Genomic DNA, 13,256 nt, shown 5'->3' with positions numbered 1-13,256 from the left:
GAATAATGAAAAAGATTGGCGTTGCTGGCTTACAGCGTGAGCAGATTAAAAAAACTATCGAAACAGTGGCTCCTGGCTGCTTTGAAGTCTCTATTCATAACGATATGGAAGCGGCGATGAAGGTGAAATCCGGGCAACTGGATTACTACATTGGCGCTTGTAACACCGGTGCGGGCGCGGCGTTGTCGATTGCCATTGCGGTGATTGGTTACAACAAAAGCTGCACCATTGCCAAGCCGGGGATTAAGGCGAAAGACGACCATATTGCAAAAATGATTACGGAAGGAAAAGTCGCGTTTGGTCTCTCCGTTGAACACATTGAACACGCAATCCCAATGCTGATTAACCATCTGAAATAAAGGCACGAATATGGATCTGTATATTCAGATTATCGTGGTGGCCTGCCTGACAGGTATGACATCACTGCTGGCGCATCGGTCAGCTGCCGTATTCCATGACGGCATTCGCCCAATTCTGCCACAGCTTATCGAAGGTAACATGAACCGCCGCGAGGCGGGGAGTATTGCCTTTGGTCTGAGCATTGGTTTTGTGGCGTCAGTGGGGATTTCGTTCACCTTGAAAACCGGGTTGCTCAACGCCTGGTTGCTGTTCCTGCCGACGGACATCCTCGGTGTGCTGGCGGCCAACAGTCTGCTGGCGTTTGGTATGGGGGCTATCTGGGGCGTATTGATCCTCACCTGCCTGCTGCCGGTAAACCAGTTGCTGACAGCGTTGCCGGTCGATGTGCTGGGGAGTCTGGGTGAGCTGAGCTCTCCGGTTGTTTCTGCATTCGCACTTTTTCCGCTGGTGGCGATTTTCTACCAGTTCGGCTGGCAACGTAGCCTTATCGCTGCGGTCGTGGTGCTGATGACCCGCGTTATTGTCGTGCGCTACTTCCCGCATCTGAACCCCGAATCGATCGAGATTTTCGTGGGGATGATCATGCTGCTGGCGATCGCTATCACGCACGACCTGCGTCATCGGGGCGATGAAGGAATGGATACCAGCGGGCTATCGGTGTTTGAAGAGCGTACCTCGCGGATCATTAAAAACCTGCCGTATATCGCGATTGTCGGGGCATTGATTGCAGCGGTTGCCAGTATGAAGATTTTCGCGGGTAGTGAGGTGTCCATCTTTACGCTGGAAAAAGCCTATTCCGCAGGTATTACACCGGAGCAGTCGCAAACACTGGTTAATCAGGCGGCATTAGCTGAATTTATGCGCGGTTTAGGTTTTGTGCCGTTGATTGCCACTACGGCGCTGGCGACCGGGGTGTACGCAGTGGCGGGCTTTACCTTTGTCTATGCCGTGGGCTATTTAGCGCCGAATCCGTGGATTGCGGCACTTCTTGGCGCTCTGGTCATTTCCGCAGAAGTCCTGTTGCTGCGCTCTATCGGTAAATGGCTGGGACGTTATCCGTCCGTGCGTAACGCATCGGATAACATTCGTAACGCCATGAATATGTTGATGGAAATGGCGCTGCTGGTCGGCTCTATTTTTGCTGCGATTAAGATGGCGGGCTATACCGGTTTTTCTATCGCCGTCGCGATTTATTTCCTCAACGAATCGATTGGACGCCCGGTACAGAAAATGGCTGCACCCGTGGTGGCAGTGATGATAACCGGCATTGTGCTGAATATTCTTTACTGGTTGGGGCTGTTTGTCCCGGCATAAGGTGGCGTAAATGAAGACGTTTCCGTTGCAAAGTTTGACACTTGCTGAGGCGCAGCAAAAGCAGTTTGCACTTGTAGACTCCCTCTGCCGCCACTTTCCCGGTGCAGATTTTCTGTCGGGCGGCGACCTGGGGCTGAGTCCTGGGTTGAATCAGCCCCGGGTGACGCAGCGAGTGGAACACGTGTTGGCTGATGCCTTTCATGCGGAAGCGGCGGTGTTGGTTCAGGGCGCAGGAACCGGGGCGATTCGCGCGGGGTTGGCGTCGTTACTCAAACCAGGGCTGCGGCTACTGGTGCATGTTGCGCCGGTTTATCCCACCACGATGGTGCTCGTTGAGCAGATGGGAATTGAGCTGGTCAGGGCCGACTTCAATGACCTTGCGGCATTAAGACAGGTTATCGCTGAACATCGCCCCGATGCAGCGCTGGTACAGCATACCCGTCAGCAGCCGCAGGACAGCTATGTGCTGGCTGAAGTACTGGCGGAGATTGCCCTGTGTGGGCTGCCAACGTTAACCGATGACAACTATGCGGTGATGAAAGTTGACCGTATTGGCTGTGAATGTGGGGCGACGCTCTCTACCTTCTCCTGTTTTAAGCTCTTTGGGCCGGAAGGGGTGGGGGCGGTGGTTGGCAAGGCGGATATTATCGGCAGAATCCGTGCGACTCAGTATTCCGGCGGCTGCCAGATTCAGGGAGCGCAGGCGTTGGAGGTACTTCGGGGGCTGGTTTTCGCCCCAGTGATGCATGCGGTGCAGGCAGGCGTGTCTGAGCGATTGCTAACGTACCTGAATAGCGGGGGGCTTCCCGAGGTGAAACTGGCGGCGATCGCTAATGCGCAGTCGAAGGTTCTGATCGTCGAGTTTCATCAGCCGATAGCTAAAAGGGTATTGGAAGAGGCGCAAAAACGAGGGGCGCTGCCGTATCCGGTGGGTGCGGAGTCGAAATATGAGCTCCCTCCTCTGTTTTATCGCCTCTCCGGGACTTTTCGTGAAGCCAGTCCGGGGCTTGAGGAATATGCGATTCGCATTAATCCAAACCGTAGTGGAGAGCAAACGGTGCTACGTATTTTGCGGGAAAGCATTAAGCAAGTCATGACTGGCTGAAAATGGGTGACGACAGGCATAAAAAAACCGGGAAACTCCCGGTTTTTTTATTGGCTTCATACTGCAGTGTTAGCGTCGAATTAGTGATTCGAAAACCAGTTCAGCTTATCGCGCAATCCAACAACACGACCAACAATAATCAGGGCCGGACTTTCAACCTGCTGCGCCAGTTCACCGAGTTGCGTCAGCGCTCCGTTGACGACGCGTTGTTTAACGGAGGTTCCGTTTTCTACCAGCGCAACCGGCATATCAGCCTGCATACCAAACTCGATCAATTTTTCCTGGATAGTGGCAGCCTGGTTCAGTCCCATATAGAACACCAGTGTCTGCTTTTCTGCTGCCAGGTTTTCCCAGTCCAGCTCGCCGCCAGTTTTCAGGTGGCCGGTGACCAGACGTACGCTCTGGGCGTAATCTCGATGTGTCAGTGGAATACCCGAATATGCAGAGCAGCCAGAAGCTGCGGTAATGCCTGGAACCACAGAGAACGGAATGCCTGCGTGGCACAGCGTTTCCAGCTCTTCGCCACCGCGTCCAAAGATGAACGGATCGCCGCCTTTCAGGCGTACTACGCGTTTGCCCTGTTGCGCTTCGCGTAGGAGGATCTGGTTAATTTCTTCCTGCGGTACACAGTGATAGCCTGCGCGTTTACCGACAAATACACGATCTGCATCGCGGCGCACAAGGTTCATGATGTCATCAGAAACCAGGCGGTCATACACCACGACATCGGCCTGCTGGATCTGCTGTAGTCCTTTCAGCGTCAGCAGCCCAGCGTCACCAGGGCCGGCGCCAACCAGTACCACTTCACCTCGATGATCCAGCGGTTCGCTGAGCAACTGTTCGGTGGTTTCCTCAATCGCTTTCTGATCGTTATTTGCCAGCGATTGCGCCAGACGATCGTTAACGAACAACTTTTCCCAGAAACGGCGACGTTCGCCCATGCTGGCAAACTGTTTTTTCACCCGGGAACGTAGTTGCCCCGCATACTGCGCGACCTGTCCCAGATGCTGCGGTAACACGGATTCGAGCCGTTCACGCAGCAGGCGGGCAAGGACAGGTGAGGTGCCACCAGAGGAGACTGCCACCATTAACGGCGAGCGGTCGATAATGGAAGGCATGATGAAACTGGCGGCTTTTGGCGCATCGACCACGTTACAGAAAATTCGTCGTGATTCAGCGGCATTGCTGACGCGAAGGTTGACGGCATCGTCATCGGTTGCGGCGATCGCCAGCCAACAGGAGTCGAGCAGGGCTTCATCGAACGGCCCTTCAACCAGCGTCAGCATTCCTTCATTTGCCCATACGGTAAACTGAGGAATAAACGCAAGTGCATTAACCGTTAAACGGGCACCCGCTTCCAGCAGTAACCGCGCTTTGCGTTCTGCGACATCACCACCGCCGACGATCAAGCAGTCGCGGTCACGTAGTTGACAAAATATAGGCAAATGATCCACGACATTACCCCTTAATGATTTGGCTGTTATGCCAGATTCTCAGTTTGGTTGATTTTTGCCGGAACAGGGCGCTCCGATTTTGGCGTAGCATACCAATAACCCAATCCCATGAATACGACACCGGACAAAGTATTACCTAGTGTTACCCACAGCAGATTATGACCAATTCCAGCCAACGTATAAGCATCGCTGTGGTGACCGAACCATGAGAGGGCAAACAGCGTCATATTGGCAACAGAGTGCTCGTAGCCGGAAGCGATAAAAGCCAGCAGGCACCACCAGATAGCGAGGAATTTCGCCGCACCTTCAGTACGGATTGCCATCCAGATCGCCAGGCAAACCAGCCAGTTACACAGCGCACCTTTAAAGAACAGTACTGTTGCAGGTGCGGTGGTTTTTGCCAGTGCTACCGTATGTACGATGCTGGTATCGACCGGTAACAGGCTGCCGCCGCCCCAGCTGTACAGCAGGGCAACGAATACGGAACCGACCAGATTTCCCAGCCAGGTTTGCGGCAGAATTGCCCACATCTGGCTGTGGCTGATGGTGCCCGCTTTCACGCCAAGTGTCAGAAACATTGTGTGGCCGGTGAACAGTTCAGAACCGGCGATAATCACCAGCGTTAAGGCAATACCAAAGGTTGCACCCATTACCAGAGGACGTACGGATGGGTCGAGCAGATTACCGAGAGTAAAAATAAGGATGATGCCGAGGCCAACGTAGGCCCCTGCCATAGCTGAGCTGACCCAGAAGCCAAGTGGATTATTAGCCGACAGGCGTGCAATGCGCGCAGCGTTAGCCGCACACTTATTAATAGTGTCTGTGAACATATGTTGATTATCCTTGAAGTACAAAAATAAAAAGAAATCGTAACCGTAGGCCGGATAAGGCATTTATGCCGCCATCCGGCAATTGCAATTGCCGGATGGCGCTACGCTTATCAGGACTACCAATAAAAGAACTACAAATACGTCAAAAAAGGGGAGGCATTGCGCCTCCCTAAAAATTAATTAACCGCGCAGTTGCACCATGCCGTCTTTCACCCGAGCTTCGTAATGTTTCACAGAAAACTGTTCGTCTTCCATGCACAGACCGTCGCTTAAGCGAAAACGCTGTTTTTTCAGCGGGCTGGCAACCCACAATTCGCCCTGATGTTCAGCAATCAGCCCGCGAGAAAGCACGCTGGACTCAAAGAACGGGTCGATATTGCTGATCGCAAACACCTGATCGCTGTGATATGGGCGGAAAATAGCAACCTGCTCAGTACCTAACAGGGCGCAGACGCCTGTTGCAGGCAGAATGTCATCGATTTTGCAGATGTTTTTCCACTGGCTCATGCGTTTTCCTCCACCAGAGTGACCGGGATGCGCTCATATGGCGTGGCCGGACGATGTTGTTCACGTTCAGGCACAACCTGGACATTCGGATCGCGTTTATCGCTGTTGATAAAGTGTTTAAAACGAACCTGTGCAGATGGGGTGTTGACGGTTTCCGTCCACTCGCACACGACGGCTTCACGCAGACGCGCCATTTCTTCTTCCAGGTGTTCATTCAGACCCAGTTTGTCGTCAATAATGACGGACTTCAGATACTCAATGCCGCCTTCCAGGTTATCTAACCACGGTGCGGTACGGGTCAGTTTGTCTGCAGTACGAATGTAGAACATCATGAAACGATCAAGATATTTGAGCAGCGTTTCGCGATCGATATCCGCCGCCAGCAGATCAGCATGGCGTGGTTTCATCCCGCCGTTACCACAAACGTACAGGTTCCAGCCTTTTTCAGTGGCGATGATACCCACGTCTTTACCCTGGGCTTCAGCGCACTCACGGGTACAACCAGAGACACCAAATTTCATTTTGTGCGGCGTACGAATGCCCTTGTAGCGGTTTTCCAGCTCAACGCCGAAACCTACGCTGTCACCCACGCCATAGCGGCACCAGGTGCTGCCTACGCAGGTTTTCGCCATACGTAATGCTTTAGCGTACGCATGACCAGTTTCGAAGCCCGCTTCAATCAGCTGACGCCAGATTTCCGGCAGGTCATCTTTCTGCGCACCGAACAGGCCAATACGTTGAGAGCCGGTGATCTTGGTGTACAGGTTGAATTCGCGTGCGATACGACCAACGGCAACCAAACCTTCCGGAGTAATTTCACCACCTGCAGAACGCGGGATAACGGAGTAAGTACCGTCTTTCTGGATGTTCGCCAGGAAGTTGTCGTTAGTATCCTGCAGCGGCGTGTGCTGCGGTTTAAGAATGTATTCATTCCAGCAGGAGGCCAGCAGGGAGCCAACGGTCGGTTTACACACTTCACAGCCGTAACCTTTACCGTGTTTTGCCAGCAACTCTTCGAAGGTTTTAATACCTTCCACACGGATGAGATGGAACAGTTCCTGACGCGAATACGGGAAGTGTTCGCACAGGTTGTTGTTGACTTCAATCCCTTGTTTCGCCAGTTCAGCATTCAGTACTTGGGTAACCAGAGGAATACACCCGCCGCAACCGGTACCGGCTTTGGTTTCAGCTTTCAGCGCCGCAACGGTATGGCAGCCTTTGTTGATAGCGGCGACCAGCATGCCTTTGGTGACGTCAAAGCAGGAGCAAATTTGCGCGCTGTCCGGCAGCTTATCCACGCCTATTGAGGGTTTACCGCTACCTGCGTGCGCTGGCAGAATCAGTGAATCCGGATTTTCCGGCAGTTCGATAGCGTTCAGCACCAGCTGCAACAGGTTACCGTAATCGCTGGTGTCACCCACCAGGACCGCACCGAGTAGCGTTTTGTTATCTTCGCTGACAATCAGGCGTTTGTAGACTTCTTTGCTTTCGTCGAGATAGACGTAGCTGCGGGCACCCGGCGTGCGTGCATGTGCGTCGCCAATACCGCCAACATCGACACCCAGCAGCTTCAGTTTGGCACTCAGATCCGCGCCTTCGAAGGCATTTTCGCTACCGAGAATATGGTCAACAGCGACCTGCGCCATTTTGTAACCAGGGGCAACCAGGCCATAAACACGGTTGTTCCAACTGGCGCATTCGCCAATGGCGTAGATATCCGGGTCAGAGGTCTGGCAGGCATCGTTAATCACGATACCGCCGCGTGGTGCCACGTCCAGGCCGCACTGGGTTGCCAGTTTGTCGCGCGGGCGAATACCCGTGGAGAAAACGATAAAGTCAACTTCCAGTTCGCTCCCGTCGGCAAAACGCATGGTTTTACGTGCTTCAGTACCTTCCTGGACGATCTCTTTCGTGTTTTTGCTGGTGTGCACACGCACGCCCATGCTTTCAATTTTGCGACGTAACTGTTCGCCACCCATATGATCCAGCTGTTCAGCCATCAGCATCGGGGCGAATTCAATTACGTGGGTTTCAACGCCTAAGCTTTTCAGGGCGCCGGCGGCTTCCAGACCTAACAAGCCACCACCGACAACGGCACCGCGTTTGCTACGGCGAGCGCAGGATTCAATGGCATTGAGATCTTCGATGGTGCGGTAAACGAAACAGTCCTGAGTTTCTGAGCCTTTAATTGGCGGGATCCACGGGAAGGACCCGGTCGCCATGATCAGTTTATCGTAATAGACCGTACGGCCTGCGCTGGAGTGGATCACCTTCTCCTGACGGTTGATGGTAATCGCGCGTTCACCGACTAATACTTTAACGCCATGCTTCTCGTAGAATCCCTCGCGCACCAATGACAGTTCTTCAGCGGTGTGGTGAGAGAAGTAAGAAGACAGGTGTACACGGTCGTATGCTTTGCGGGGTTCTTCACAGAAGACGGTAATATCAAACTTGTCCGCATCAGATTTATCAAGAAGATCCTCAATAAAGCGATGGCCGACCATACCATTACCAATAATAGCGAGTCTGACTTTGCTCATTTTTGCCTCGATTTCTTTTCTATTACTGCCTACCTTAACGATTCAGCAACCCCGCTTATTGATACAAATCAAATTCGCCCTTATATACTCCTTAAGAGGTATATAACTGATTTGTCAGCATTTTTATAAGTCACGGAATTGACAGGCTTTTCATGTTTGTATGAAAAGCATACAAATCGAAGGGTTTTGGCGTGAGTTATCCTGCCTCTTAAGATTGCGAGGTCTACGCAGTCTGGAGAAGGGAAGGCGGATGATCAAAGGCCGGATGGTCATCCGGCCTGGGGAATGCTTTTATACGCCGGATAAGGTGCTTTAACATCATTATCCGGTATTCAGATTTAATGTGCGGCTGGTGTGCTGTGCTGACGATGGCGCGTAACGAATCCAAGGATAAAGCACATCACGAACACCACGGCATACAGTCCGTTAGCCGTCTGTAATGCAGCCAGAGGACCACTGTGGGCGACAATAGGGCCGGTGACCACGAAGGTCAGCATGGTACCAATAGTGCCGCAGGTCAGTACGAAATTAACCAGTTTTGGTGATGCGACTTTAGTCTGCTGAGAGCCGAGGGTGATAATAGTGGTATAGATCGCGCTGGAGAAGAAGCCCAGTGTCAGAATGAACCACGGCATATGCTCTGGCGTGCCAGTGATGAACAGATACATCAGCACAGTAGCCAGACCGGCCAGTACGGTCAGAATGCGCTGCAAATCAAAGAAACGAAGGATAAAGCTAAACGCCCACATGCCGACCATGTAAGACATCCAGAAGTCACTCACCAGTTTACCCGCATCGTTCAGGCTCATACCGAGGCTTTTGGCGTATTCCGGTACCCAGGAGATAAAACCAAGTTGACCAAGGATGTAGCACAATGCAGCAATAGCCAGGAACAGCACGCCTATGCCCCATTTCTCTTTCGCCACTGGCGTTTCCGGCTGCTGTGCATGTTTACCCAGCGCCGGGAATTCACAGCCGAAGGTCAGAATGAAAATCGCGACATAAACCAGGCCAATGCAAGCGTAAACCCAATACCATTCAATGCTGCGTGCCAGCAGGAATGCCGCGACCATTGGGAAAATCATCCCTGCCATGCTGAAGAATGAATCGGTAAACAACAGACGGGAACCGCGCTGGCGACCTTCATACATCTGGGTAACCAGGAATGTCCCAATTGACATGGTGATACCACTGACCAGGCCCAGTACAAACATCGCCGCTGAGAACAGCGCCAGACTATGGCTGAGCATCAGCCCGGCGACGGCCAGCACCATCAGGACGAAGCCAAAACGCAATTGCGTTTTCAGGGGCACAATTTCCATCAGCCAGGCATTGAGAAAAATAGAGATCAGGATCCCGGCATTCAGGAAGGTGAAAGTGTTACTCATACTGGAAACAGGCAAATGAAAATATTCTGCGATGTTTCCCATCACCATCCCGGTGACAATTACCAACGCACCTGTCAGGGCGTAAGAGAGAAAGCTAATCCATGTGAGCTTGATACGATTGCTGTTAGTCATGACTGGCCTGTATTGAAGTGTAAAGCGCGTTGACAGCGCTATGAGCGGGCAGATTTTAGGCGTTTTAGTGATGTATTTAAATGTTTATTGGTAAATTTGGTTGGCGTTACATTTTTTAATGTGATCAAGGTCACTTTATGAGGTTTGAGTGGCGGGATAATCCGCATCGTTACATTTGTTTCAGGTTCGTAAAATTAAGTAAAGGGATGGCCTTGTCCATGAAGGCTCTTTAGAATCAATTCACTTGCTCTATTTCTGCTCTTGTTAAGGAATTCTCATGCTCAAATCGACTCTGGCGGCTGTTGCAGCTGTTCTCGCCCTTTCTGCTCTCTCTCCCGCAGCACTGGCAGCGAAAGGTGACCCACATGTCCTGCTGACAACCTCTGCCGGTAACATTGAGCTGGAGCTGAATAGCCAGAAAGCCCCGGTATCAGTGCAAAATTTTGTCGATTATGTAAATAGCGGTTTCTATAACAACACCACGTTTCACCGTGTGATCCCTGGCTTTATGGTACAGGGTGGTGGTTTTAACGAGCAGATGCAGCAGAAGAAACCTAATCCGCCAATCAAGAATGAAGCCGATAATGGACTGCGTAATACCCGCGGTACCATTGCCATGGCACGTACTGCGGACAAAGACAGCGCGACCAGTCAGTTCTTTATCAACATTGCGGACAACGCCTTCCTTGATCATGGCCAGCGCGACTTTGGTTACGCTGTCTTCGGTAAAGTTGTGAAGGGTATGGATGTCGCGGATAAGATTTCTCAGGTTCCGACTCATGATGTCGGTCCATACCAGAACGTGCCATCAAAACCGATTGTTATCCTGTCAGCGAAAGTCCTGCCATAATCGAATTTTGCGCGGGCAGTTCCTGTCCGCGTTCTCTCCCTTCTCTGCGTAACCCGAAATTGCTGCTTATACTTGTGGCAAGTGTCGGCACATTCAGGGAGGTCACGTGAAAAAACTCACCGATAAACAAAAGTCCAGTCTCTGGGTACAACGGCGAAACGGCAATTTTCAGGCTAGCCGGCGGCTGGAAGGCGTGGATATTCCACGGGTTACTCTGAGCGCTGAAGACGCACTGGTGCGCCTTGAAGAATTGAGGAGGCACTATGAGCGATAAATTTGGTGATGGACGTGATCCCTATCTGTATCCAGGTCTGAACGTCATGCGTAATCGTCTGGGCGTTCATCAAACTCAGCGTCTTGAGCAGGCCGCCTGGGAGTTGACGGCGTTGCGTGCGGCGACGATTGAGCTGGGGCCGCTAAAACGGGGCCTGCCGCATCTGTGTGCTATCCATCGCCAGCTGTATCAGGATATTTTCGACTGGGCAGGTCATCTGCGTGAGGTCGACATTTATCAGGGGGATACCCGTTTCTGCCATTTTGCATATATCGAGAAAGAGGGTAATGCGCTGATGCAGGATCTTGAAGAAGAGTCCTGGCTGGCAGGATTACCGGAAGAAAAATTTGTCGACCGGCTCACGCATTATTATTGCGAAATTAATGTGTTGCATCCGTTTCGTATCGGCAGCGGTTTGGCGCAACGTATTTTCTTTGAGCAGTTAGCGATTCATGCCGGGTATGTGCTCAACTGGAATGGCATTCAGGTCGCGGAGTGGAACCTGGCAAATCAAAGTGGTGCAATGGGTGACCTGTCTGCGTTGCGAGCGATATTTCGTAAAGTGGTAAGTGTAGCCGAGGAAACTGAGTAGAATAGCGCGGTTCTTATGTACCGGAGCCGCCATGATCCTGCTTATCGATAACTACGATTCTTTTACCTGGAACCTGTATCAATACTTCTGTGAACTGGGCGCTGATGTTCTCGTCAGGCGTAACGACGAGTTGACGTTGCCGCAAATTGACACGCTTAATCCGCAAAAAATCGTTATTTCTCCCGGACCCTGCACCCCGGATGACGCCGGGATCTCGTTGGATGTGATTCGACATTTTGCGGGAAAAACGCCCATGTTGGGTGTTTGCCTGGGGCACCAGGCGATGGCACAGGCATTTGGCGCGACCGTGGTTCGGGCGGCGAAAGTGATGCACGGTAAAACATCACCGATTACGCATAACGGACAGGGGGTGTTTCAGGGACTCGTGAACCCGTTAACGGTCACGCGCTATCACTCGCTGGTTGTTGCCCCTGCGACACTCCCTGATTGTTTTGAGGTAACGGCCTGGAGCGACACCAGGGAGATCATGGGGATTCGCCATCGGGAGTGGGATCTTGAAGGGGTACAGTTTCACCCAGAGAGTATTCTCAGTGAACAGGGGCATCAGCTGCTGGCTAATTTCCTCAATCGTTGATTTGTGGTTGCTATTCAGTGATTTTTTATTCATATTTTGTGATTATAATTTCACTAACATTTCTGCTTAACTGGGTGGTAATGACATGGCAACTGAACAAACTGCAATTACGCGCGCGACATTCGATGAAGTGATTCTGCCGATTTATGCACCGGCGGAGTTTATTCCGGTAAAAGGGAAAGGGAGTCGAGTCTGGGATCAACAAGGGAAAGAATATGTTGATTTCGCGGGTGGAATTGCCGTTACCGCATTAGGGCATTGTCATCCGGCACTGGTCGAAGCGTTGAAAAGCCAGGGCGAAACGTTGTGGCATACCAGCAACGTTTTCACTAATGAGCCTGCTCTGCGCTTAGGCCGCAAAATCATCGACGCGACCTTTGCCGAACGTGTGCTGTTCATGAACTCTGGTACTGAAGCTAACGAAACCGCTTTTAAGCTGGCGCGTCACTATGCCTGTGTACGCCATAGCCCCTTTAAAACCAAAATTATCGCCTTCCATAATGCGTTTCATGGTCGCTCACTGTTTACCGTTTCCGTGGGCGGACAGCCAAAATATTCTGATGGCTTTGGTCCAAAACCGGCGGACATTATTCATGTGCCGTTTAACGATCTGCATGCAGTGAAAGCAGTGATGGACGACCACACCTGTGCGGTGGTGGTTGAGCCAATTCAGGGGGAAGGTGGCGTAACCGCAGCGACACCAGAATTTCTGCAAGGCCTGCGTGAATTGTGCGATCAGCACCAGGCACTGTTGGTATTTGATGAAGTGCAGTGCGGGATGGGGCGTACAGGTGACCTGTTTGCCTATATGCATTTCGGTGTGACGCCGGATATCCTGACCAGCGCCAAAGCCCTCGGCGGCGGATTCCCGGTGAGTGCTATGCTAACGACTCAGGAGATCGCCTCGGCGTTTCATGTGGGATCTCACGGTTCGACCTATGGCGGTAATCCTTTGGCCTGCGCGGTTGCAGGAGCGGCGTTCGATATTATCAATACCCCGGAAGTGCTGGAGGGTATTCAAGCCAAACGTCAGACGTTTGTTCAACATTTACAGAAGATTGATGCGCAGTATGACATTTTTAGCGACATTCGCGGCATGGGCTTGTTGATCGGTGCGGAACTGAAGCCACAGTTCAGAGGCCGGGCACGTGATTTCCTTTACGCTGCAGCGCACGAAGGGGTGATGGTGCTGAATGCTGGCCCGGACGTAATGCGTTTTGCGCCGTCGCTGGTGGTGGATAAAACGGACATTGATGAAGGCATGCAGCGCTTTGCGCAGGCGGTAGCGAAGGTCGTCGCCTGATTACCCGATAGT

The 13,256-nt window shown here is 52.0% G+C and carries 13 protein-coding genes; 8 read left to right on the top strand and 5 right to left on the bottom strand.

Annotated features, from left to right (window positions below; translation table 11 throughout):
- Window positions 1–5: 5 nt before the first annotated feature.
- The 3 genes from LG384_RS19350 to LG384_RS19340 are packed head-to-tail and all read left to right on the top strand — an operon-like array spanning window position 6 to window position 2,779.
- Window positions 6–359: a DUF2620 domain-containing protein gene (locus LG384_RS19350; protein ID WP_045448399.1), complete on the top strand. Its 354-nt coding sequence runs from the start codon at window positions 6–8 to the stop codon at window positions 357–359.
- Between the two features lie 10 nt (window positions 360–369).
- Window positions 370–1,674, top strand: coding sequence for a YhfT family protein (locus LG384_RS19345; RefSeq protein ID WP_045448397.1), 1,305 nt, complete (start codon window positions 370–372; stop codon window positions 1,672–1,674).
- 10 nt (window positions 1,675–1,684) lie between these two features.
- Window positions 1,685–2,779, top strand: coding sequence for a hypothetical protein (locus LG384_RS19340; RefSeq protein WP_045448395.1), 1,095 nt, complete (start codon window positions 1,685–1,687; stop codon window positions 2,777–2,779).
- Between the two features lie 80 nt (window positions 2,780–2,859).
- Here the strand turns inward: LG384_RS19340 and cysG are convergent, their stop codons facing one another.
- The 5 genes from cysG to tsgA form a co-directional block, all read right to left on the bottom strand.
- Window positions 2,860–4,233, bottom strand: a complete 1,374-nt coding sequence (gene cysG / locus LG384_RS19335; RefSeq protein WP_045448393.1) for a siroheme synthase CysG — start codon at window positions 4,231–4,233, stop codon at window positions 2,860–2,862.
- 26 nt (window positions 4,234–4,259) lie between these two features.
- Window positions 4,260–5,063 (bottom strand): nitrite transporter NirC, encoded by an 804-nt coding sequence (nirC, locus tag LG384_RS19330; protein WP_045449812.1) that lies wholly within the window; start codon window positions 5,061–5,063, stop codon window positions 4,260–4,262.
- A gap of 180 nt (window positions 5,064–5,243) precedes the next feature.
- A complete protein-coding gene (nirD, locus tag LG384_RS19325) occupies window positions 5,244–5,570 on the bottom strand; it encodes a nitrite reductase small subunit NirD (RefSeq protein WP_045448391.1) in 327 nt (108 codons plus the stop codon).
- On the bottom strand, window positions 5,567–8,110 hold the full coding sequence (gene nirB / locus LG384_RS19320) for an NADPH-nitrite reductase large subunit (RefSeq protein ID WP_045448389.1): 2,544 nt from the start codon (window positions 8,108–8,110) through the stop codon (window positions 5,567–5,569). The genes nirD and nirB overlap by 4 nt, the downstream gene beginning before the upstream one ends.
- 338 nt (window positions 8,111–8,448) lie before the next feature.
- Window positions 8,449–9,630, bottom strand: coding sequence for an MFS transporter TsgA (tsgA, locus tag LG384_RS19315; RefSeq protein ID WP_045448387.1), 1,182 nt, complete (start codon window positions 9,628–9,630; stop codon window positions 8,449–8,451).
- A gap of 277 nt (window positions 9,631–9,907) precedes the next feature.
- Here tsgA and ppiA point away from each other — a divergent pair, with 277 nt between their 5' ends.
- The 5 genes from ppiA to LG384_RS19290 all read left to right on the top strand — a co-directional run bounded on the left by ppiA (window position 9,908) and on the right by LG384_RS19290 (window position 13,244).
- Entirely contained in the window at window positions 9,908–10,480 is a 573-nt protein-coding gene (gene ppiA, locus LG384_RS19310; protein ID WP_048222857.1) for a peptidylprolyl isomerase A, read from the top strand.
- A 106-nt stretch (window positions 10,481–10,586) separates the two neighbouring features.
- Window positions 10,587–10,754 carry a YhfG family protein gene (locus tag LG384_RS19305; protein ID WP_200013183.1) on the top strand — a complete coding sequence of 56 codons (168 nt, stop codon included), beginning with the start codon at window positions 10,587–10,589 and terminating at the stop codon, window positions 10,752–10,754.
- Window positions 10,744–11,346, top strand: a complete 603-nt coding sequence (locus LG384_RS19300) for a putative adenosine monophosphate-protein transferase Fic (protein ID WP_045448383.1) — start codon at window positions 10,744–10,746, stop codon at window positions 11,344–11,346. The genes LG384_RS19305 and LG384_RS19300 overlap by 11 nt, the downstream gene beginning before the upstream one ends.
- A gap of 31 nt (window positions 11,347–11,377) precedes the next feature.
- Window positions 11,378–11,941, top strand: a complete 564-nt coding sequence (pabA, locus tag LG384_RS19295) for an aminodeoxychorismate synthase component 2 (RefSeq protein ID WP_045448381.1) — start codon at window positions 11,378–11,380, stop codon at window positions 11,939–11,941.
- A gap of 85 nt (window positions 11,942–12,026) precedes the next feature.
- On the top strand, window positions 12,027–13,244 hold the full coding sequence (locus LG384_RS19290; RefSeq protein WP_045448379.1) for an aspartate aminotransferase family protein: 1,218 nt from the start codon (window positions 12,027–12,029) through the stop codon (window positions 13,242–13,244).
- Window positions 13,245–13,256 lie beyond the last annotated feature (12 nt).

The sequence above is a fragment of the Citrobacter sp. Marseille-Q3906 genome (assembly GCF_916618775.1).
GTDB classification, from domain to species: Bacteria; Pseudomonadota; Gammaproteobacteria; order Enterobacterales; family Enterobacteriaceae; genus Citrobacter; species Citrobacter murliniae.
The sequence above is the reverse complement of the archived record's forward strand: the minus strand, read 5'-3'. Positions and strand labels throughout refer to the sequence as shown.

Coding starts and splice junctions, on each gene's coding strand:
- LG384_RS19345 (WP_045448397.1), top strand. CDS start 370: ATGGATCTGTATATTCAGATTATCGTGGTGGCCTGCCTGACAGGTATG.
- ppiA (WP_048222857.1), top strand. CDS start 9,908: ATGCTCAAATCGACTCTGGCGGCTGTTGCAGCTGTTCTCGCCCTTTCT.
- LG384_RS19300 (WP_045448383.1), top strand. CDS start 10,744: ATGAGCGATAAATTTGGTGATGGACGTGATCCCTATCTGTATCCAGGT.
- LG384_RS19290 (WP_045448379.1), top strand. CDS start 12,027: ATGGCAACTGAACAAACTGCAATTACGCGCGCGACATTCGATGAAGTG.
- nirD (WP_045448391.1), bottom strand. CDS start 5,570: ATGAGCCAGTGGAAAAACATCTGCAAAATCGATGACATTCTGCCTGCA.
- tsgA (WP_045448387.1), bottom strand. CDS start 9,630: ATGACTAACAGCAATCGTATCAAGCTCACATGGATTAGCTTTCTCTCT.
- LG384_RS19350 (WP_045448399.1), top strand. CDS start 6: ATGAAAAAGATTGGCGTTGCTGGCTTACAGCGTGAGCAGATTAAAAAA.
- nirB (WP_045448389.1), bottom strand. CDS start 8,110: ATGAGCAAAGTCAGACTCGCTATTATTGGTAATGGTATGGTCGGCCAT.
- pabA (WP_045448381.1), top strand. CDS start 11,378: ATGATCCTGCTTATCGATAACTACGATTCTTTTACCTGGAACCTGTAT.
- nirC (WP_045449812.1), bottom strand. CDS start 5,063: ATGTTCACAGACACTATTAATAAGTGTGCGGCTAACGCTGCGCGCATT.
- LG384_RS19340 (WP_045448395.1), top strand. CDS start 1,685: ATGAAGACGTTTCCGTTGCAAAGTTTGACACTTGCTGAGGCGCAGCAA.